General features: G+C 57.7%; 22 protein-coding genes. 12 read left to right on the forward strand and 10 right to left on the reverse strand.

Going from position 1 to position 21,266, the window contains the following annotated elements; all coding sequences use genetic code 11:
* Window positions 1-13: 13 nt before the first annotated feature.
* The 3 genes from mlaD to VJ956_RS06455 form a co-directional block, all read right to left on the reverse strand.
* Complete coding sequence (mlaD, locus tag VJ956_RS06445; protein WP_324082950.1) at window positions 14-472, reverse strand: outer membrane lipid asymmetry maintenance protein MlaD; 459 nt, start codon at window positions 470-472, stop codon at window positions 14-16.
* Between the two features lie 282 nt (window positions 473-754).
* Window positions 755-1,534, reverse strand: a complete 780-nt coding sequence (gene mlaE, locus VJ956_RS06450) for a lipid asymmetry maintenance ABC transporter permease subunit MlaE (protein ID WP_324082952.1) — start codon at window positions 1,532-1,534, stop codon at window positions 755-757.
* Entirely contained in the window at window positions 1,534-2,352 is an 819-nt protein-coding gene (locus tag VJ956_RS06455; RefSeq protein WP_324082953.1) for an ATP-binding cassette domain-containing protein, read from the reverse strand. The genes mlaE and VJ956_RS06455 overlap by 1 nt, the downstream gene beginning before the upstream one ends.
* Window positions 2,353-2,533: 181 nt before the next feature.
* Between VJ956_RS06455 and VJ956_RS06460 the strand changes: the two genes are divergently transcribed.
* The 12 genes from VJ956_RS06460 to yjgA all read left to right on the forward strand — a co-directional run bounded on the left by VJ956_RS06460 (window position 2,534) and on the right by yjgA (window position 11,800).
* On the forward strand, window positions 2,534-3,514 hold the full coding sequence (locus VJ956_RS06460) for a KpsF/GutQ family sugar-phosphate isomerase (protein ID WP_324082955.1): 981 nt from the start codon (window positions 2,534-2,536) through the stop codon (window positions 3,512-3,514).
* 13 nt (window positions 3,515-3,527) lie between these two features.
* Window positions 3,528-4,088, forward strand: coding sequence for a KdsC family phosphatase (locus tag VJ956_RS06465; protein ID WP_324082988.1), 561 nt, complete (start codon window positions 3,528-3,530; stop codon window positions 4,086-4,088).
* On the forward strand, window positions 4,085-4,693 hold the full coding sequence (gene lptC, locus VJ956_RS06470) for an LPS export ABC transporter periplasmic protein LptC (protein WP_324082957.1): 609 nt from the start codon (window positions 4,085-4,087) through the stop codon (window positions 4,691-4,693). The genes VJ956_RS06465 and lptC overlap by 4 nt, the downstream gene beginning before the upstream one ends.
* Window positions 4,677-5,282 (forward strand): lipopolysaccharide transport periplasmic protein LptA, encoded by a 606-nt coding sequence (gene lptA, locus VJ956_RS06475; protein ID WP_324082959.1) that lies wholly within the window; start codon window positions 4,677-4,679, stop codon window positions 5,280-5,282. The genes lptC and lptA overlap by 17 nt, the downstream gene beginning before the upstream one ends.
* On the forward strand, window positions 5,260-5,985 hold the full coding sequence (gene lptB / locus VJ956_RS06480; RefSeq protein ID WP_324082960.1) for an LPS export ABC transporter ATP-binding protein: 726 nt from the start codon (window positions 5,260-5,262) through the stop codon (window positions 5,983-5,985). The genes lptA and lptB overlap by 23 nt, the downstream gene beginning before the upstream one ends.
* Before the next feature lie 165 nt (window positions 5,986-6,150).
* Window positions 6,151-7,680: an RNA polymerase factor sigma-54 gene (locus VJ956_RS06485; RefSeq protein ID WP_324082990.1), complete on the forward strand. Its 1,530-nt coding sequence runs from the start codon at window positions 6,151-6,153 to the stop codon at window positions 7,678-7,680.
* Between the two features lie 26 nt (window positions 7,681-7,706).
* Window positions 7,707-8,015: a ribosome hibernation promoting factor gene (gene hpf / locus VJ956_RS06490; protein ID WP_150909810.1), complete on the forward strand. Its 309-nt coding sequence runs from the start codon at window positions 7,707-7,709 to the stop codon at window positions 8,013-8,015.
* 137 nt (window positions 8,016-8,152) lie between these two features.
* On the forward strand, window positions 8,153-8,623 hold the full coding sequence (gene ptsN, locus VJ956_RS06495; protein WP_324082965.1) for a PTS IIA-like nitrogen regulatory protein PtsN: 471 nt from the start codon (window positions 8,153-8,155) through the stop codon (window positions 8,621-8,623).
* Window positions 8,624-8,649: 26 nt separating this feature from the next.
* Complete coding sequence (gene rapZ / locus VJ956_RS06500) at window positions 8,650-9,531, forward strand: RNase adapter RapZ (RefSeq protein ID WP_324082966.1); 882 nt, start codon at window positions 8,650-8,652, stop codon at window positions 9,529-9,531.
* A 4-nt stretch (window positions 9,532-9,535) separates the two neighbouring features.
* The gene (locus tag VJ956_RS06505) at window positions 9,536-9,805 is read left to right on the forward strand and encodes an HPr family phosphocarrier protein (RefSeq protein ID WP_324082969.1); all 270 of its coding nucleotides are present in this window, start codon (window positions 9,536-9,538) and stop codon (window positions 9,803-9,805) included.
* Window positions 9,806-9,886: 81 nt separating this feature from the next.
* Window positions 9,887-11,248, forward strand: coding sequence for a magnesium transporter (mgtE, locus tag VJ956_RS06510; protein WP_324082971.1), 1,362 nt, complete (start codon window positions 9,887-9,889; stop codon window positions 11,246-11,248).
* 21 nt (window positions 11,249-11,269) lie between these two features.
* Window positions 11,270-11,800, forward strand: a complete 531-nt coding sequence (gene yjgA, locus VJ956_RS06515; RefSeq protein WP_324082973.1) for a ribosome biogenesis factor YjgA — start codon at window positions 11,270-11,272, stop codon at window positions 11,798-11,800.
* 222 nt (window positions 11,801-12,022) lie between these two features.
* On the opposite strand, the gene VJ956_RS06520 is transcribed toward yjgA, so the two are convergent.
* From VJ956_RS06520 to VJ956_RS06550, 7 genes are all read right to left on the reverse strand, one after another.
* Window positions 12,023-12,886 (reverse strand): carbon-nitrogen hydrolase family protein, encoded by an 864-nt coding sequence (locus VJ956_RS06520; RefSeq protein ID WP_324082975.1) that lies wholly within the window; start codon window positions 12,884-12,886, stop codon window positions 12,023-12,025.
* 21 nt (window positions 12,887-12,907) lie between these two features.
* The gene (locus tag VJ956_RS06525; protein ID WP_324082977.1) at window positions 12,908-16,582 is read right to left on the reverse strand and encodes a YhdP family protein; all 3,675 of its coding nucleotides are present in this window, start codon (window positions 16,580-16,582) and stop codon (window positions 12,908-12,910) included.
* A gap of 90 nt (window positions 16,583-16,672) precedes the next feature.
* Window positions 16,673-18,154: a ribonuclease G gene (gene rng, locus VJ956_RS06530; protein WP_324082979.1), complete on the reverse strand. Its 1,482-nt coding sequence runs from the start codon at window positions 18,152-18,154 to the stop codon at window positions 16,673-16,675.
* Entirely contained in the window at window positions 18,147-18,752 is a 606-nt protein-coding gene (locus tag VJ956_RS06535; protein ID WP_324082991.1) for a Maf family protein, read from the reverse strand. Before VJ956_RS06535 ends, rng begins: the two co-directional genes overlap by 8 nt.
* Before the next feature lie 7 nt (window positions 18,753-18,759).
* Entirely contained in the window at window positions 18,760-19,236 is a 477-nt protein-coding gene (gene mreD, locus VJ956_RS06540; RefSeq protein ID WP_324082980.1) for a rod shape-determining protein MreD, read from the reverse strand.
* A complete protein-coding gene (mreC, locus tag VJ956_RS06545; protein ID WP_324082993.1) occupies window positions 19,236-20,030 on the reverse strand; it encodes a rod shape-determining protein MreC in 795 nt (264 codons plus the stop codon). Before mreC ends, mreD begins: the two co-directional genes overlap by 1 nt.
* 56 nt (window positions 20,031-20,086) lie before the next feature.
* Window positions 20,087-21,127 carry a rod shape-determining protein gene (locus tag VJ956_RS06550; protein WP_324082994.1) on the reverse strand — a complete coding sequence of 347 codons (1,041 nt, stop codon included), beginning with the start codon at window positions 21,125-21,127 and terminating at the stop codon, window positions 20,087-20,089.
* Between the last annotated feature and the right edge of the window lie 139 nt (window positions 21,128-21,266).

The raw sequence follows: 21,266 nt of genomic DNA on the forward strand, positions 1-21,266 counted from the left end.
CTGTATAGCCACGTTATTCCGACAACTGGCCGGACGCGAAATTGGAAATCAGCCGCTCAAGATTCATCGCTGACTGGGTTGAATAAAAAGTGTCGCCGTTTGCCAGGGATTCCATGTCGCCGCCGACGGACACGTCAATATACTGTTCACCCAGCAATCCGGATGTACGTATAACTGCGGCGCTGTCGGCCGGAATATTGTCGACACTGGATTGCACATCCATGGCTACCCGGGCCTGAAATGTTTCATGGTTCAGCGTAATCTCCCGGATACTGCCAATGGTCACACCGGCCATGGAAACCCTGGCCCGCGGCGTCAGCCCGCCGGCGTCATTGAAGTTGGCGTAGAGGGTGTAGGAATCGCCGGACGATTTCGGCGACAGCCCGCTGACCTGCAGCGCCAGAAACAGCAAAGCTGCAATTCCGGCCACCATAAACAGCCCCACCACCAGGTCAGTTGTTCTTTGCGCCATGAGTTAATCCTCGTCCCTATCCATTGCAGTCATTGCCGACTCTCACAATTATCATTAATCCGTGCGTTAGTAAGCGAACAGGTCTTTGCAACACACGCTGTTACTAATGAGTAGGAAAGTAGGCGGACACGTCCATTCAGGACACGCCGTGAATACATCCATGTAGTCTCGGATGCAGCATCCCTGCTGCATACGGTCCTGAATGGACGTGTCCGCCTACTTTCTTTCAGCTTAGTAATACTTCCCTGTTCGCTTACTTTTTTGCTTATCAATATAAGCTGCTCAGAAATCACCAAACATCACCGCCGTGAGCACAAAATCCAGCCCCAGCACCGCCAGCGACGAAAACACCACGGTTCTGGTGGTTGCAGAGCTTATGCCCGCTGAAGTCGGCACGCAATCATAGCCCTGGTAGACTGCAATCCAGGTGCAGACAAAGCCGAATACCACGCTTTTGATCACACCGTTCATGACATCGCCGGTAAAGTTGACCGACGACTGCATATTGCCCCAGAAAGAGCCTTCAAACACGCCCAGCCATTCCACCCCGACCAGCATGCCGCCCCAGATGCCCACCATCGAAAATATCGCCGCCAGCACCGGTACCGCGAGAAAACCCGCCCAGAACCTGGGAGCAATCACCCGTCGCAGCGGATCCACGCCCATCATTTCCATGCTGGACAGCTGCTCGGTGGCCTTCATCAGGCCTATTTCAGCAGTCAGTGCCGAACCCGCACGCCCGGCGAACAGCAGCGCCGTTACCACCGGCCCCAGTTCGCGGACCAGGGTCAGGGCGATCATCTGTCCGATTGCGGCCTCCGAGCCATAATCGCTGAGGATGGTGTAGCCCTGCAGGCCCAGCACCATTCCGATAAACAGGCCCGAGACCACGATAATAGCCAGCGACAGCACACCCACAAAATACAATTGTTTAACCAACAGCGGAAAACCGACCCTGGGACTGGGCACCCCGGCCAGAGCACCAAACAGAAACTGGCCGGAACGCCCGAGCGATCCGATAAGTTCCCGGCCCCGCCTGCCCAGATCCACCAATAGCTGCATCACCGGTCTCCCCCGCCGATACCCCAGTCCTGTTCGGCACTGACTGAGGTGTAATGGAACGGCACCGGGCCATCCGGATGACCCTGCAGGAACTGCTGCACTTTCGCTGAAGGATGGTTGCTTAACTCATCAGGCGTGCCATCGCCGATCACCAGGCCATCCGAGATAATGCAGGCGTAATGGCAGATGCTGAGAGACTCCGGGACGTCGTGGGAAACAATCACGCTGGTCATACCCATGGAATGATTCAGATCGCGAATCAGCTTGACGAGAACACCCATGGCGATCGGGTCCTGGCCGGTGAACGGTTCGTCGTACATGATCAGTTCGGGGTCCAGCGCGATACTGCGGGCAAGCGCCACGCGCCGCGTCATGCCACCCGAAAGCTGGGCCGGCATCAGTTCCCGCGCGCCCCGGAGGCCGACCGCCTCCAGCTTCATCAGCACAATGTCCCGGACCATGTCCTCCGGCAGCCTGGTGTGCACGCGGATGGGGAAAGCGACATTCTCGAAGACGTTCAGGTCGGTAAACAGGGCGCCGCTCTGGAACAGCATACCGATTTTTTCCCGCAGCCGGTACAGCGCTTTGCGGCTCAGGTCGGGTACCGACTCACCGTCCACGGTGATTGAGCCGGAATCCGGTTTTAGCTGGCCCCCGATCAGCCGCAACAGGGTGGTCTTCCCGGTACCGCTGGGGCCCATGATGGCGGTAATCCGGCCACGGGGAATGCGGAGGCTGACACCGTCGAAAATACGGCGCCCGGCCCTGGAGAAAACCACCTCTTGCAATTCAATGTAGGATTCCGGTTCTGAACTCATATCCATATCCACCACTCGATTCAGTGCGCTACATTATGCCAGCCTGAAGGGAACCTCAATCGAACAGCGTCAAAATGAGCGGATGGCAATGCAATCTTTCAAGGCCGGAGGAAGTGATATACTGTCGCCAACTGTTAACCGACCACTGGCCAGTAAAGTACCAATCCACAATGGAAGCCAAATGACCAGCGACACAAGCCTGACTTACCGGGAATCTGCACTGAGGGCGATTGCAATCGAACTCGATGCCATCAACGCACTGAGCGGCCGGATCAATGGCAGCTTTGAAAAAGCCTGCGAAGTGATCATCGGCTGCAACGGCCGGGTGGTGGTAACCGGCATGGGCAAATCCGGGCATATCGGCAACAAGATAGCCGCCACTCTGGCCAGCACCGGCACACCGGCTTTTTTCGTACATCCCGGCGAAGCCAGCCACGGCGACCTTGGCATGATCACCAGCCAGGATGTGGTGCTGGCCATCTCCAACAGCGGTAACACCGCTGAAGTGCTCACAATTCTGCCACTGTTCAAGCGCATGGGCGCTCCGCTTGTCAGCATGACCGGGAATGCCAACTCCGTTCTGGCCAGAGAAGCGGTCGCCAACCTTGATATCAGTGTGGCCGTAGAAGCCTGTCCGCTTGGCCTCGCACCCACTTCCAGTACCACGGCAACCCTGGTCATGGGGGATGCGCTGGCGGTGGCACTGCTGGAGGCCCGTGGCTTCAGCGCCGAAGACTTCGCCATGTCTCACCCCGGCGGCACTCTGGGCCGGCGTCTGCTGCTCAGGGTGTCCGATATCATGCACTCCGGCGACCAGATTCCGCGGGTGCAGGAGACCACAACACTCAGCGGCGCCCTGCTGGAAATTTCCCGTAAAGGGCTCGGCATGACAACCGTTGTCAATGCCAGTGGCGAGCTGTGCGGCATATTCACTGATGGCGACCTGCGGCGCACCCTGGACCACCCCATCGATATCCACGCCACCTGCATACGCGATGTAATGACCCGCAACGGCCGCACCATCAATGAAGATCAACTGGCCGCGGAGGCGCTGCGCATCATGGAAGAGATGAAGATCAATGCCCTGCCTGTGATCAACCGGGATGGCCTGCTGACCGGCGCTATCAACATGCACGATCTGCTGCGGGCCGGCGTCATCTGAGGGGAGCAATATGATGTCCGAAAGCTTTCGTCCAGAATGGTCAGAACCGGACCTGAAAAAGGCGGCAGGGATAAAACTGCTGGCGCTGGACGTCGACGGCATCATGACCGACGGCAAACTTTACTTCACCGCCAGTGGCGATGAGATGAAAGGCTTCAATATTCTTGATGGCCTCGGCCTGAAGCAGGTCATGGCTGCGGGCATCGAAGTTGCGGTGATCACCGGCAGGCGTTCGCCCCTGACCGCAAAACGCATGAAAGACCTGGGCATTGCGCATCTGATGCAGGGCCGGGAGGACAAGAAGGCGGCCCTTGAAGAACTGGCCGGCGGGTTGAACCTGGCTCCCGGGGCCATCGCCTATATGGGCGATGACCTGCCTGACCTGCCCGCCATACTCTTCGTCGGCCTGGGCATAACGGTACCCAACGGCCACTGGGCCGTTCGCGAGTCCGCTGATATCTGCACCCGCGTTGCCGGTGGCGAAGGCGCCGTTCGGGAAATCTGTGATCTGCTGCTGGCGGCCACCGGCGCGCTGGACAGCGCGCTCAGACCTTACCGGGAACTGCATCCATGACAGCAGGCGAACTGATACGAAGCCCCAGGATCCGGATGCTCGGACTGGTGGTGACAGTGCTGATTCTTTTTGCCATGCTCTGGCAGAATGAGGAACCGGCGACCCCTGACGACGCCGCTGCGCTGCGTGGAAAAGCAGAGCCCGATGCTTTTGTAACAGGCGGTCGGTACCTTTCATTCAATGTAACCGGGCAACTGGCCATCCGTATTGAAAGCCAGCGCATCGAACAGTTCGAATCAGACCAGGTCATACGGATGCAGCAACCGCGGGCCACTCTTTTTGGCGAGGCCGACGACGCTTCCTGGGAGCTGGAAGCGCAACAGGGTGAATTTCTGCAGGCACTGGACCTGATACACCTGAACGGCAATGTGCGGATACTCCGCCTGGCGGATCAGCGCGGCACCGCATCACCTTCTGAACCCATGTCACTGTCGACAGAAGCTCTGACCCTGGACAGTGAAGAACGGACGGTTTACACCAGTGAGCCGGTAACCATCAAAGACGCCCTGGGTGTTACCCGGGCAACCGGAATGAAAGCCTGGATCGACCCGCGCATACTCGAACTCAACGCTCAGGTGGAAGGACGTTATGAACCCGGTAAATAATCATTCAGGCGACAGACAGCGGGCCTGTCTGCGTGCTCTGGTGCTGGCATTGCTCGCCCCACTGGCATGGACGGCGGCGCCGGCAGTCGCTTTCGACCTGGATTCCGACACCCCTATTCGCGTTAATGCCGACAATGCCCGCCTTGACGAGGGTCGGGGCATTGCCACCTATACCGGCGACGTCGTGATGAGCCAGGGCGATATCCGGCTGACGGCGAATGAGGTTGTGCTCTATCGCAGTGGTGAAGGCGTAAACCGCATCGAGGCCAGGGGCCAGCCTGCCAGTTACCGCCAGCCCTCGGTCGGTGATGAAGGTGAGACCAACGCCCGCGCTGTTAACATCCGCTGGTCAGCCGATGACAATCGGGTCACCTTTGAGGGCGAGGCGGTTATCGAGCAGGGTGGCAATATGTTTCGCGGCGATATCATTCATTATGATAGCGTTGACCGTGTCGTGACCGCCGAGGGTTCCCCCGACCAGGGTGATGGCGGCGGTCGGGTAGAAATGGTGATTCAGCCACGCAGCTCTCCCAACTCACCCAACAGCGCAAGCGAGCAACAACCAGATGGCAGTTCTGAGAGCCAGTAAACTGGCCAAGAGTTATAAACAGAAGAAAGTCGTCATCGACGTGTCGCTGGAGATACGCAGTGGTCAGATTGTTGGCCTGCTCGGTCCCAATGGCGCCGGCAAGACCACATGCTTCTATATGATTGTAGGTCTGATTACCGCCGATAATGGCCGCATAACCATCGACAGCAAGGATATAACCCCATTGCCGATGCATGGTCGCGCTCGCCAGGGCATTGGCTATCTGCCCCAGGAAGCGTCGGTATTCCGCAAGCTGACGGTACGGGATAATATTCTTGCCATTCTGGAAACCCGCAAGGAACTGAAACGGGACGAGCGGGAAGCCAGGGCGGATGGACTGCTGCAAGAGTTTCACATCAACCACATTCGTGACAGCGTCGGCATGGCTCTGTCCGGTGGTGAACGTCGACGGGTCGAGATTGCCCGGGCACTGGCCATGGAACCCGCCTTTGTTCTGCTTGACGAGCCCTTTGCCGGCGTTGACCCGATTTCGGTGAGTGATATCAAGCAGATTATCCGGCACCTGCGGGATAAAGGGATCGGTGTCCTGATTACCGATCACAACGTGCGTGAGACCCTCGATATCTGTGAGAACGCCTACATCGTCAGTGCAGGTCATATCATCGCATCCGGCAGTTCCGATCAGATCCTGGCCAATCAGCAGGTCAAGGAAGTCTATCTGGGCAATGAGTTCCGGCTTTGACAGCCTCAATCGGGCCAGAGCCGCCCGGGCCCGATTGTTTTGCCAACCGCAAGCAAGTACACTCGGCAAAGAACTTGCTTGTCTCTGGCAAGTTGCCAGCATACTTAGAGTTTTTGTCAACGCCCCGGACGCGAGGGACTCAGTGACGGATCCTGAATCATGGTTATGAAAGCCTCATTACAGTTAAAGCTGGGTCAGAGCCTGACCATGACGCCCCAGCTGCAACAGGCGATCAGGCTTCTGCAGCTTTCCACCCTCGATCTGCAACAGGAAATCCAGCAGGCACTGGAATCCAACCCCATGCTGGAAACCTCCGAGGACGAAGACCAGGCCTCTGAGGCTGCAACTGATGAAAACAGTCAGGACAAGACCACCGCAGAAGAGGCCAAACCCGACGCCGGCGAAACCGATTCACCGGGGGACTGGGATGAGACCGAAAACGGTCCGGACTGGTCATCAGAGACGGACAGCCCGGACACCATCCCGGATGACCTGCCGGTGGATACCGCCTGGGACGATATCTACCAGCCTGCCCCGAGCACAGCTGCCCGGAACGACGACGAAAACGACCACGACTTCGAAACCCGCAATTCCCCGACAGAAACCCTGCGGGATCACCTGGAATGGCAGCTCAATCTCACACCATTGAATGAGCGCGATCAGGCCATTGCCCACGCCTTGCTGGATGCCGTCAACAATAACGGCTATCTGACGTCACCGCTGGAGGAAATATACTCCGGCATGATGGACGAAGCCGATGAAGATCCACTGGAACTGGACGAGGTTGAAGCCGTACTGCATCGGCTGCAGCATTTTGATCCGCCCGGTGTCTTCGCCCGGGACCTGCAGGAATGCCTGTTGATCCAGCTGAACCAGCTGCCCCCTGAAACCCCCTGGCTTGCCCAGGCCAGACTGGTTATTACCCACTACATCAACCTGCTGGGCAATCGCGATTATGCGCAACTTCTGCGCCGCAGTCGCCTCAAGGAAGACCAGCTGCGGGAAGTGCTGGGATTGATTACCGCGCTGAACCCCCGCCCGGGTGATACTATTGATCAGGCTGAGCCGGACTACGTAATCCCTGACGTTATTGTCAGGAAACACAACGAGCGCTGGCGGGTTGAGCTGAACCCCGATATAGCACCGCGCATTCGCGTAAATGCCAGCTATGCTTCACTTATCAAGCGGGCTGACAGCAGTGCCGACAACACCTACCTGCGTGACCAGCTGCAGGAGGCAAAATGGTTCATCAAAAGCCTGCAGAGCCGGAACGAAACCCTGCTGAAAGTGGCCACTCGTATTGTCGAGCATCAGCAGGGATTTCTTGATCAGGGTGAAGAAGCCATGAAGCCGTTGATTCTGTCGGATATTGCGCAGGCGGTGGAGATGCACGAATCGACCATCTCCCGGGTGACAACACAGAAGTACATGCACACCCCCCGTGGCATCTTCGAGCTCAAATACTTTTTTTCGAGCCATGTCGGCACTGATGAGGGCGGCGAATGCTCCTCCACTGCCATCAGGGCCATGATCAGAAAACTGATTGCCGGCGAAACCCCGAAAAAGCCATTGAGTGACAGTAAGATTGCGACCATGCTGGGAGAACAGGGTATCAAGGTGGCGAGGCGGACCGTGGCCAAGTATCGTGAGGCGATGCACATTCCCCCGTCAAACGAAAGAAAGCGACTGGTGTAATAAACATCCGATAAGAGGAGAAGCCTATGCAATTAAATATTTCCGGCCATCACGTGGAATTGACCCCCGCACTCAAAGATTACGTATCTGGTAAATTCGAGAAGCTCGAGCGGCATTTTGATCATATCAGTAATTGTCAGGTAACCCTTGAGGTTGAGAAAGTGAGACAGATGGCCGAAGCGACTCTTCATGTCATCGGTGGTGAGATACACGCAAAAGCTGAAAATGAGGATATGTACGCGGCCATTGACGCCCTGGTCGACAAACTGGACCGACAGATTCTCAAGCACAAAGAGAAAAATGTGGACCGGATGCACGGCAACGGCGCCCGCTGACAGCCGGCCCTCGTTGCATGTCACTCAACAAGTTGCGGCGTCTGACGCTGACTTACAGGCTAATGGATTGCAAATTGGCAGACTGGTAGGTTGGCCCCGGGGCGCCGCAGCTTTTTTTACGGAACTGACGTCGATTCATGACTGACACGACTCTGACCATCGATAACATTCTCGCGCCGGAACTGACGCTCTGCCGGGTGCCCGCATCCAGCAAAAAGCGGGTGATGGAGACCATTGCGGAACAGATTCAGCATCAGGATGAAAAGCTCAACGACACCCAGATTTTCAATAATCTGGTTTCCCGGGAGCGCCTTGGCAGCACCGGTATCGGTCAGGGTATCGCCATTCCGCACTGCCGGCTGGACGGCCTGGACCATGTTGTCGGGGTGTTGATGACACTGGCCGACGGGGTCAGCTTTGACGCCATCGACAATCAGCCGGTCGATCTGGTGTTTGCGCTTGTGGTTCCCAAGGAAGCAACCAGCGAACATCTTGAACTGCTGAGCCAGATTGCCGAAAAATTCAATGACCGGGCATTCTGTGATCACTTGCGCCAATGCACCGATGGCGAAACACTCTATCGGCAGATGCTTGCCGAAATCCATTAAAACCAAACCCTTCAAGGTAACCCGGCATGAAACTGATTATCGTCAGTGGCCGCTCAGGGTCCGGCAAGAGCACCGCGCTTCATGTACTTGAGGATCTGGGCTTTTACTGCATCGACAACCTGCCAATCGGTCTGCTGGTACCCCTGACCCAGGAGGCAGCCGACCAGTCGTCACCCGGCAGACTTGCAAAAATGGCCGTGAGCATTGATGCGCGGAACCTGTCCGGTGAACTCAGCAATTTTGAAACGCTGCACAACCGCCTTCAGCAGATTGGCGCCACCGTCGAAATCATCTATCTGGACGCCGACGAACAGTCTCTGCTTCGGCGCTTCCACGCAACCCGCCGCAAACACCCACTGAGTGACGACCGGACCTCGCTGCGTGAAGCCATAACCAACGAAAAACTGTTACTGGAACCACTATCCAGACTTGCCGATCTCTATATCGAAACCACCGGGCTATCAATGTACGAGCTTCGGGACATGATCAAGCAGCGGGTGGCCGGTCGCCGGGAACAGGAACTTGCGCTGCTGTTCCAGTCGTTCGGATTCAAACACGGGGTGCCGCTGGATTCGGATTTTGTTTTCGATGTCCGTTGCCTGCCAAACCCCTACTGGGATACATCACTGCGCCAGTTTGTCGGCACTGACCAGCCAGTCATTGACTTTCTGGAGGCCAATCCGCTCACCCGGAAAATGACCGGGGATCTCACCCACTATCTGGACAACTGGCTGCCGGCCTTTGCCGACAGCAACCGCAGCTACATGACCATTTCCATCGGCTGCACCGGCGGGCAACACCGCTCGGTTTATATCTGCGAACAACTTGGCGCTTATTTCCATAACAGATACAGTAATGTTCAGGTTCGACACACCGAACTGCCGCACCTTCAAAGCCGGGGATCCTGACTGTATGGTCCGACGTACAATCAAGATCATCAACAAACTGGGCCTTCACGCCCGGGCCGCTGCCAAGCTGGTGGCCACTGCCTCTGAATACAGCAGCACCATCAATATCAGCCGCAAGGACCGGAAGGTCGATGCCAAAAGCATCATGCCGGTAATGATGCTGGCCGCCAGCAAAGGTACCGAGGTGGAGCTGATTGCCGATGGCGAAGACGAGAACGAAGCTATAGAAGCCCTTACTGTCCTGATCGAGGACTATTTTGGCGAAGGTGAATAACCCCCTCTCTCCTGCAACTCGTTCTCACCAGGGCCGCCTGACTCCGGTATAATACGAAGGTTTTCCGACTGCTGGTGTTCTATGACCGATATCCTTGAAAAAAGCCAGGCTCGCCAACGGCTTCGTTCACTGAGCGAGGCGCTGGACAGTGGTGCTCTCAAGCAGGTCGCCCGCATCCTCAACGGCGGCCTGAGCCCCAGTGATATCGCCCACCTGCTGGAGTCGTCGCCGCCACGCCAGCGTGCCCTGCTCTGGAATCTGGTCGACAAACAGCTTGAGGGCGAGGTTCTTCAGTATCTGAACGATGACATTCGCAGTTATTTCCTGAGCCAGCTCAACGCCCAGGAACTGGCGGATATTATCGAGGATTTCGAGTCAGACGATCTCGCTGACCTGCTGCAGCAACTGCCGGATACCGTCATCCAGGAAGTGCTGGATACCATGGACGAGCAGGACCGGCAGCGGGTAGAGGAAGTCCTGTCCTACCCGGAGGACACCGCCGGTGGCCTGATGAACACCGACACCATCACGGTGCGGCCGGACATCAGTATCGATGTTGTATTGCGATATCTTCGCAGGCACCGCAACCTGCCACCCATGACCGACAGCCTGATTGTCGTCAGTCGGCGGGACGAATTTATCGGCATACTGCCGATCACCAAAATGCTGGTCTCCAACCCGGCTGCTACGGTGCGTGAGGTAATGGACACCGACATCGAGCCCATCCCTGTCACCCTTTCCGACAATAAGGTAGCGACCCTGTTCGAGCGCTATGACCTGATATCAGCGCCGGTGGTGAGCGAGGAAGGCCGGCTGCTGGGCCGGATCACCATCGATGACGTGGTCGACGTTATCCGCGAGGAATCTGACCACTCGCTGATGAGCATGGCCGGTCTGGACGAAGACGAAGATACCTTTGCCCCCATCCTGAGAACCACGCGCCGCCGCGCTGTCTGGCTGGGTATTAACCTGCTGACCGCCTTTACCGCGTCCGCGGTTATCGGCATTTTCGAAGCGACCATCGAAAAAGTGGTAGCGCTGGCCGTGCTGATGCCCATTGTCGCAAGCATGGGCGGCATTGCCGGAAGCCAGACCCTGACGCTGGTGATTCGCGGCATGGCCGTGGGCCAGATCAGTGGCGCCAATGTGGGCTGGCTGCTTAACCGGGAATTTATCGCCAGTCTGCTTAACGGGGCGCTCTGGGCGGCAGTGGTGGCATCTGCAGCTTCGTTCTGGTTCAGTGACATAATGATTGGCGCCATCATTGCCGCAGCGCTGATTATCAACCTGATCGCCGCTGCACTGGTGGGCACAGTGCTGCCGCTGTTTCTCAAATCCAGGAATATCGATCCGGCCCTGGCCGGCAGTGTGATTCTGACCACGGTAACTGACGTTGTTGGTTTTATGTCATTCCTCGGCCTTGCCACTCTGGTATACGCCTAACTCGACAAACGGGCTGGATCTATGAATCATTACAACGACGACCCGCCGGCCTACGACGGCCCCAGCAAATCCCAGCTCAAACGGGAGATGCAGTCACTGCAGGACCTTGGCAAGCGGATGCTGGAGCTTGGCAACGATCAGCTCGACGCCCTGCCAATCAGCAGTACTCTGAGAGCCGCTATCGAGGAATCACGGCGCATCCGCCAGCATGAGGCTCGCCGCAGACACCTGCAATACATCGGTAAAATCATTCGCCAGGAGGACGACCCGGAAGGCCTTTCACGTCAGATTGACGCTTTCTATTCCGGAAGCGAAGAGCATACCCGCCGCCACCACCTTGCCGAACGCTGGCGCGACCGGATGATTGCTGAAGGCGACAGCGCCGTGGGTGCGTTTCTGGATTACTGCACCAGCGCCGACATCCAGCATCTGAGAAACCTGGCACGCAACGCCAGGCGCGATTCGCGGAAGGAACAGGCAACCGGCCAGTCGCGCAAACTGTTCCGCTACCTGCGGGAATGCATCGACGACGCCGAATCCGGACAGGACTGAAAAAAACGCCGAAGTACGGCAGAGCAGGCGGACAGGTCTTTCCAGAAACGTGCGGAGCCATGGGTGAAGAGCGAATAGCTCTTCACGGGTAGGCCATGGATGGCCTACCCTGGACTTCAGTGCGACGCAGGAGCAATAAGCACTGAAGGCGGAGCCCGAGCGTACAAGGACGTATTTACAGCGTGTTCTGGAAAGACCTGTCCGCCTGCTCAAGCAAGGACCTCAGAGTCTGCGATGCTCCCACACAGGCATACGGGTTCTGATTTCGGTCAGTCGGTCGTGGTCCAGCTCTGAAGTCACCACGCCGGGGCCTTCGCCCAGCTCGGTCAGTATCCGGCCCCATGGGTCCGCCACCAGGCTGTGGCCGTAAGTCCGGCGGCGTTCACTGTGGTAGCCGCCCTGCCCCGGCGCCACCACCCATAGCTGATTTTCAATCGCCCGGGCCCTGATCAGCGCGTGCCAGTGGGCATCGCCGGTAGTCCAGGTAAAGGCACTGGGCACTGTCACCCATTCCGCGCCCCGTTCCCGCAGTTTTCGGAACAGCTCGGGAAACCGCAGGTCGTAGCAGATGGACAGCCCGAGCCGACCAGCCGGCGTATCCACCACAACAATATCGTCGCCAGGCTCGAAGGTATCAGACTCACGATACTGCCCCTGTGCATCCTCGACAGTGGCATCAAACAGATGAATCTTGTCGTAGCGGGCAACCTGCTGGCCCTGATCATCGAAAACCACACAGGAGGCGCGGACACGGTCTTCGATCTCCGAGCCATCCGGCCGGGTGCTGATCGGCACGGAACCGCCCACAATCCACAGGCCAAGGGCCGCCGCCTGCTCGGCCAGAAAACTCTGTACCGGGGCACCGGCCTGACCTTCCCGGCGGCCACACTCGACCATCTTACTGGTTGACATGACTGCAAAATTTTCGGGCAGCACAGCAACCCTGGCGCCAAGGCCCGCCGCCTGAGCCAGCAACCGCCGGGCATCTTCCAGATTCCTGTCAATATCGTCGCCACTGCTGACCATCTGGATACCAGCAACCCGGTTAGCCTGAACTGAAACACCTTCCACTGTTACTGCTGACATAATCTGCCCCTGTTGCGTATTTCAACCACCATCAAAGATTCGCTTCAACCTGACATCCGGATTGCTCCAGGAGCCCTTTACATTATATGAGGCGCTGGCAAGCTTGCTCAACGGATCCCCCAGCACCTTGTCCAGGACAAAAAGTGCACCGCCAATGGGAGCCCCGGCTCCTAACAACAGCGCCGCCAGCGGCAGATTCTGGGTCAGTGGCAGAACCACCACCATGTTCATATCCAGGGTTTTCTCTGCCATATCGGTGCTGCCACTGAACTTGAACGCCCCGGAAGGACCCACAATCTGAAGTTCAGGATCCAGAGTCAGAACGCCATTGGCAAACCTGGCCTGGCCCGAAATTGCATCAAAAGCCACACCGGCTTCGTAAAGGTCAGAGAAATCCAGCTTGAGCCGTCGTGCAAGCGTATCCGAATTAAGCACGTTGAACACACGGAATAGTTGCGCGGTGCTGTTTTCCTCCAGAATCACGCCGTCTTCAAAGCGCACTTTAGCATTGCCATGCAATTTATCCAGCGCGAACTGGTCGGGACGACCTGACCAGTCCAGATCCAGTTCGATCACTGTGTCATCGCTCTGGAACGGGATATTGGCTGCAAACAGAGTGCTGATGTCCTCCAGGGACTCTCCGGTCAGGCTACCTTTGAAGCCGGTCGTTTCCCGATCATTGTCGATGCCCCAGCTGAGCGCTCCTGCAAGAGTGAGCGATTTAAGCTTGCCTTCGATATCTTCCACAGCCAGGCCGCTGGCAGCGGGTTTAATTGCGAATGACCAGATACCCGCACTCTCGGCGTTGACCTGCAGGTCGGCAATTCGCACATCGACATCCGGCCAGCTTCCGAAATCGAGCTCACTGACGGCCCGCAAGGGGTCCTCTGTTTCCAGTGGCGCCTCGCTTTCGTCAATCCTGTCGCTTGCTCGCACAAGCGCAAGCCTTTCCAGGTCGACAGTCACCGCACGTCCGGACACCGGCCAGGTCACCATGCCCCGCATCCACTCAGCGTCGACACTGATCAACCAGCTTTCATGGCCGAAAACTGCATCGACACTGACTTGCTCAAACTGACGCTCACCAAGGCGCAGACTATTTATGTTCAGGTCTACCCGATCGGGCTGCCAGCGCAGATCAAAGTCTGCCCGTTGCTGCCATCTCACCTCGAACCCGAGGTCACTTTCTTCATCTCCCGGCGCAATCGTGACCGTTGCCGGCGAACTGGTTTCAGCGGTTTTCCCCAGCGGGGCAGGCCAGTCAAGAACCACACCGGTCAGATCCGAGGACAATGTCACCGTCACTGCCTTTTCCGGCGGCACCTCCACCAGGGCCTCATACTCCATACTGCCCGATGCGCCCGGCAGGTTGCTCTCGCTCAGACCGAGCCGGTTCCGTAACGCCGGCAGATCCAGCTTACCGGTCTGACGGACGCTCAGCCCGCCGCCGGGTCGATCGGCCTGGAAATATACCGACACCGGATTGCCCAGAAAACGGGCGGCCAGGGGCGCAGGGGAAAACCCGCTGTCAGTGCTGTAACTGATTTCGCCAGCGATATCCGTCCATTGCAGATCTGCCGGTAAAAAGCTCAGGGCGCCGGATTCAGTGCGAACAGTGGCCTCAATGCTCGGCGCCTGATCGGAATCCAGGGTAAAACCGATGGCAAGATTCAGGTAGAAATTTCCCTCAAAAACAAAGTTATCCGATGCGGCACCGGCCAGTTCGCCAAGCGGACTCCCTTCCAGCCAGAAAGTCAGGGCATCGCCGGACACCGGGGCTGCGGTGTTGATATAAACCATGGTGTTGCCCCCGGCGACCGGCTGAACCCTGAGCTGTCCGGGACTGAGCTCAATGCCTCCGGTCTGGCCCGAATCAAGGTCAATCCGTGTCTGCCCCTGATGGATAAAGACCCGGCCTGCCGCAGCAGTCACTTCCGGCCAGCGCTTGTCATACTCCACCGTCGAGTTTTCAAAATCGTAAACCATGGATGACACGAACGAGCCCGGGGGCGAACCGCTGCCAATCTGGCCGTGTCCGAAATAGCGGCCACTTACAATGTCGGCCTCTTTGATCGCCGTGGTCAGCCAGTTGTAAAGGCCCGGTTTTACAAGTTTTACCGGCACCAGATCCGCGAGCATTCCGGCGTTGCCGTCGGCAAGACTGACGCGAAGGCCCAGCTGGTCTTCGGTTTCGGCGCCCAGGCTCAGGTCAAAGGCGCCGGTCAGGCGCGCGGATGGGCCGAAATCCATGGCCATATCGCTGGAAAAAACCCGTATCAGACCATCTTCAAGGCGCCAGGCGACGTCGGCGGTGAAGTTGCGGACATCCCATAATCCCTCGAACAGTCGTGGGAAACCCACCGTCAGTGCTGGCGAATCTGCCTGCACCAGGCCGCCTGCCCGAGTCACCAGTAATGTCCCGTTCAGGCCTTTTGCCGACGGGGCGCCGCCGTGTGCCTGGACTTCCATATTGCGCAGGTCGGCGGTCAACCGGAAATTGCCGCTGTCGTCTCCGGGAAGCCTCAGCAACAGGCGATTCAGGGTGCCGGAAGGCCGGTAGTTGTCCAGAGCCCGGCTAATTCGCTCGGAAAAAACCCCCAGACCTCTCAGCAGCCCGCGAACCGGGCCAACCGGAAATCTGTCGGCGATGACCGCAGTGGCCCCGGGGCCAGGCTGGAACCGCAGGTCGAAACCGGGCACGGTTTCACCGTTCCAGCGCCAGGTCAGATCGCTCAGGTGGAATTCGCCGGTCGCGTACCAGGGTAAAAGGTCGTCGGTGCCGTCACGACGCCAGCCGAATCTGGCACGGATTTGTTCCAGAGGTGCCAGGGACTGTCGGCCAGCGCCCAGTTGCAGATAGGGTGTTTCCAGGGTTCCGCTGGCCTGTTTCATCAGGCCGTCCTGGAAGGTCAGCCAGATCTGGCCCCCGATATCAAACCCTTCCGCGCGAACACCTTTCCAGCCATATTCCTCAATAAGGCCATCAAACAGGCGCCCGGAATTGATGTCACCATAAAACTGGCCGGTAAATGCGCCCCTGAAGAAATGCTGGCCCACCAGCCTGAAGCTTGCCAACTGCTCGGTAGTGCCCGGTCTCATGGCGCGGCCGGAGGCGTGGAACAGCCCGCGACGATACCTCAGGTTCAACTGGGGAATCTCAACCTGGCGCAAATGACCACTACCATCCCGCAGCCCCAGCGCTACCCGGGTAATCCGCACATAGGGATCGGAGAGCCACTGGCCGGCCAGCTCAAGCCACTGGCTCAGATCATTGGCAACCGGCTCTGCCAGCTCGACTCCCTCAACCTTGATTTCGCCCCGTGCACTCTGATTGATAACCAGATCAAGGCCATCGGCATCAAAATCGGAGAACACAATCCGCAAGCGCCTCAGGGAAGCCAGAAAGTCCAGACCCACACGGAGGGTCTGCAGAGCGGCGACGATTTCGTCATCTCCGGCCTCCTGCTTTACGACCAGATCCCGGGCAATAACGGTGGGATTCAGCCAGTTCCAGCGGGAAGAAAGAGATCCGATCCGGACATCATGCCCGAGGCGATCCGAGATTTGCTGCTCTATTTCGGTACGGTAATTATCAATGTTCTGGGTAAGCTGGCGCCCGAGCCCCGCGTACAGGGCCGCAATCACCAGCAAAACAAGAAGCAGCCACCAGAACAGGTTGGCCAGCTTTGACAGCAATCCTATGACAGCCCCGGGTTGCTTATGGTCAGATGAAGGAGCGTTCATGGTCAGCGTCGCAGCGACTAAAGCCCCGGGCCAGTCAGTTCACTAGTGCAGAACCACATCGTATTGCTCCTGACTGTAAAAGGGCTCGACCTGAAAGCGAATGGCTTTACCGATAAAGGTTTCAAGGTCGGCCACGTTATCCGATTCTTCATCCAGCAGCCGGTCAACCACGCTCTGGGCCGCCATGACCAGATAGCTCTCGGCATCGTAAGCACGATTGATCCGCAGAATTTCCCGGAAGATTTCGTAGCACACCGTCTCACTGGTTTTCAGAAAGCCCCGGCCGTCGCAGATCGGACAGGGCTCACACAACACCTGCCCCAGGCTTTCCGTGGTCCGCTTGCGGGTCATCTCAACCAGACCAAGCTCGGACACACCGGTGATCTTGGTCTTGGCGTGGTCCCGTTCAAGCATTTTTTCCAGCATACGGTGGACCTGGCGCTGGTGCTCCGGATCTTGCATATCAATGAAATCTATAATGATGATGCCGCCAAGATTACGCAAACGGAGTTGACGACTTATAGCGCGGGCGGCTTCAAGATTGGTCTTGAAAATCGTCTCTTCAAGGTTGCGGTGGCCGACAAAAGCACCGGTGTTAACATCAATTGTGGTCATGGCTTCGGTCTGGTCGATAATCACATAACCACCGGATTTGAGCTGCACCTTGCGACCCAGCGCCTTCTGGATTTCATCCTCGACCGAATAAAGATCGAACAGGGGGCGCTCGCCCGGGTAATATTCCACCTTGTCTGAGAATTCGCTGACAAATTCATTGACGAACTCCATCACCCGTTGATGGCTCTCCCTGCTGTCGATCCTGACTTTTTCCGTCTGCGGGCGGATCAGATCCCGGATCGTCCGGATAAAAAGCGGTAAATCCCGATAGATCACGGTCGGGGCCTGACCATGACCGATACGCTCCTCTATCGCCTGTCCCAGTCGGTGCAGATACACCATGTCGGCAATCAGATCGTCCGCCGATGCCGCCTCTGCGGCGGTCCGTATAATGTAACCGCCAGCCCCCTGCGGTTCCCCGGCGGCCGCTTCCTCTATCAGTGTTTTCAAGCGGGCCCGCTCGGCGTCGTCCTCGATGCGCTGGGAAACGCCAATATGGGAAACCCCGGGCATGAACACCAGATAGCGGGAGGGAATGGAGAGCTGGGTAGTCAGACGCGCACCCTTGGTGCCAATGGGGTCCTTGGTCACCTGCACCACCAGGGACTGCCCCTCCCGAAGCAGGGTGCGGATATCAGGGACGACTCTGGGACATTCCTCCGGCCCATCCGCGGTCTGGTTATTGGTTACAACATCAGATGCGTGAATAAAGGCCGCCCGTTCCAGACCAATATCGACAAACGCTGCCCCCATCCCCGGCAGTACCCTGATGACCTTGCCCTTGTAGATGTTACCGACATTGCCCTTGCGGCTGGCCCGCTCAATGTAGGCCTCCTGCAGCATGCCGTTCTCAACAAGAGCCACCCGGGTTTCAACCGGGGTAACGTTGATCAGAATCTCCTCACTCATTCAGGCTCTCCTGTCCTGGTTGCCAGGTTGTCCAGACCGGGTAACCCGCCTGCGCCAGAAGATCGGCAGTTTCGCGCAGCGGTAAACCCACAACAGAGCTGTAACTTCCCTGAAAACTCTCCAGGAAAATACCACCTAAACCCTGAACCCCATAACTTCCGGCCTTGTCCATCGGTTCGCCGGTGCGCACATAGGCGGAAATTTCATCCGGTCGCAGTTCACGGAAAGTCACTTCAGTGACCACCAGCCGCACCTCGGCCCAGCCATTGACGACAACCGCCACAGCTGTCATCACCTGGTGGGTGCGGGCGGAGAGCAATTGCAGTGTCTTGGCGGCATCTGCAGGACTGGCAGGCTTGCCGAGAATGCGTCCATCCGCGACCACCGAGGTATCCGATCCAATTACAATTCCGTCGGGGACCAGCCGGCTGACAACCATTGCCTTCTCACGGGCCAGCCGTTTCACATAATCACCGGGCTGTTCACCGTCCAGCGGCGTCTCATCAATGTCAGCGGGCCGCACTTCGAATAGCGCACCCATCTGCCGCAGTAACTCTGCCCGTCGTGGTGATGCTGAAGCAAGAATGATAGGCCGCATCATGATTCTACCCCAGCTTCCGGTTCAGATTGTCCAGCACAACGCATATTACTGGCCAGACAAGCGCACTGGTCAGCGCTGGCCAGAGATAACTGAAGCCTGCGTCACCCGCGCCGAGCGACTGTTTTATAAAGTGCACCAGCATCTGATTGATACCCAGAAGCAGAAAAACCATCATGCATTGCTGCGGCAGCGGATACATCCGCAGGCGCTGATGCACGGTAAGTACCAGAAATGCGATCAGCCCCATGGCGAGGGCATTCACACCCAGAGGCGTTGCTTCCAGCACATCCAGCAAAAGCCCGAGGCCCCACGCCAGCACAATGCCAAACTGCGCGGGCGCCCGGAAGGTCCAGTAAAACACCGCCAGTCCCAGCCATTCAGGCCGGTATGCAAGCCAGTCCACCGGAAACAGCGAACTGCTCAGAACCAGAGCAATAATCACGCTGAGGATAAAAACGGGGTAACTGATGACCGACAGCATCAGGAACTCCCTTCCGGTGAAAATACCACCAGAACCAGACGGCTTCGATTCAGCTCGGCTCGCGGGCTGGCCCTGATCTGCACGAAGGGCTCTCCCGGCTCCTTGGTTATCTGTTGGACTTCAGCAACAGGATAGCCTCTTGGAAAACGTCCGCCCAATCCGGAACTGACCAGAAGGTCGCCTTCGCGAATATCGGCGGTATCCGGCACATGGACCAGTTCAAGCGCATCAGCATCACCGTTGCCCAGAAGCACGGCTCTCAGCCCGTTGCGGACAACCTCCACAGGCACCGCATGACTGCTGTCGGAAATCAGTAAAACCCGGGAAGTGAAACTGCTGGTCTGCTGTACCTGACCCATCAGTCCGTTGGCATCTATGATTGCCTGCCCGACTTCAACACCATCCCGGCTACCCTTGTTGATGACAATCTCATGGGAAAACGGGTCCGGGGACACGGCCACGACTTCGCCGACGATCACCCGGTCATCCAGGACCTCGGACGAATTCATCAGTCGACGCAACTCGTTATTTTCGGAGGCAAGTGCGGCGTATTTCAGGGCACGGCGTTCAAGGATGAGCAGCCGGGCCTTCAGCGCCTCGTTCTGTTCCATCAGGTCATCGCGGGTGGTGAACAGGCTCGAGACCCAGTCTCCGAGGCGACCGGGGGCGTTGCCAAGCCAGTGCACCGGCGCCAGCCCCGTTCCTATGGCGCTGCGCACAGAGGTGAGCTGATTGAAGCGTACATCGGCGACGATCAGCGCCAGCGACAGCACACATACAATGACAAGACGGATGCCGGGAACCGAGCCCTGAACGAAGATGGTTTTAATAGTGCGTACTCCCCACGGGTTTAACCCTCCTGGGAGAACATCCCGATTCCGCCGCGATCAATAACTTCCAGGGCCTTGCCGCCGCCACGGGCAACGCAGGTCAGCGGATCCTCAGCAATAATGACCGGCAGTCCGGTTTCTTCACTGATCAGCTTGTCCAGACCGCGAAGCAATGCGCCGCCGCCGGTCAGTACTATGCCACGCTCGGCGATATCAGACGCCAGTTCAGGCGGAGACTGCTCCAGAGCACTTTTGACAGTCTGGACGATCTGCGCCAGAGATTCCTGCAGCGCGTCCAGAATTTCTTCACTGTTCAGCGTGAACGCGCGTGGTACGCCTTCGGCCAGATTTCGACCCCTGACATCAATTTCCCGGATTTCCAGGCCTTCGTAGGCGCAGCCGATTTCATGTTTGATGCGTTCGGCCGTGGAGTCACCGATCAGGCTGCCATAATTGCGACGAACGTAGGTCACAATGGCTTCGTCGAACTTGTCGCCACCGGTGCGGACGGATTCGGCGTAAACGATGCCGTTAAGGGAGATGATGGCTATCTCGGTGGTACCGCCACCGATGTCGACGATCATGGAGCCGCTGGCTTCCTCGACCGGCAGGCCTGCGCCGATTGCGGCCGCCATGGGCTCTTCGATTAACAGTACTTCCCGGGCGCCGGCTCCCATGGCAGACTCGCGAATGGCCTTGCGTTCGACCTGGGTGGATTTGCTGGGTACACAGACCAGTACCCGGGGGCTGGGGGTAATGAAGCTGTTTTCGTGCACTTTGTGGATAAAGTGCTGAAGCATTTTTTCGGTGACCACAAAGTCGGCGATCACGCCGTCTTTCATCGGGCGGATGGCGGTGATGTTGCCCGGGGTGCGGCCAAGCATGCGCTTGGCTTCGGCGCCAACAGCGGCGACCATTTTCTGGGAACCGTGGGTGCGGATGGCCACAACGGATGGTTCATTCAGCACGATGCCGCGCTCGCGGACATAAATAAGGGTGTTTGCGGTGCCCAGGTCGATGGACAGGTCGCTTGAAAATAAGCCTCGGAGTCTTTTGATCAACATTCGTGTAGTTTCAACCTGAGAGTTGCGGTCCGGAAAAGATGCGGCAACTTTAGCAGTGAGCACCCCCTCAGGCAAGGCACCATCGGGGCTCTGGCGGGGCCTTTCTTGCTTTTCTTCAGTGTTCTGGCCCCTCCCG

The sequence above is a fragment of the Marinobacter sp. genome (assembly GCF_035268745.1).
In the GTDB taxonomy this organism is placed as follows: Bacteria; Pseudomonadota; Gammaproteobacteria; order Pseudomonadales; family Oleiphilaceae; genus Marinobacter.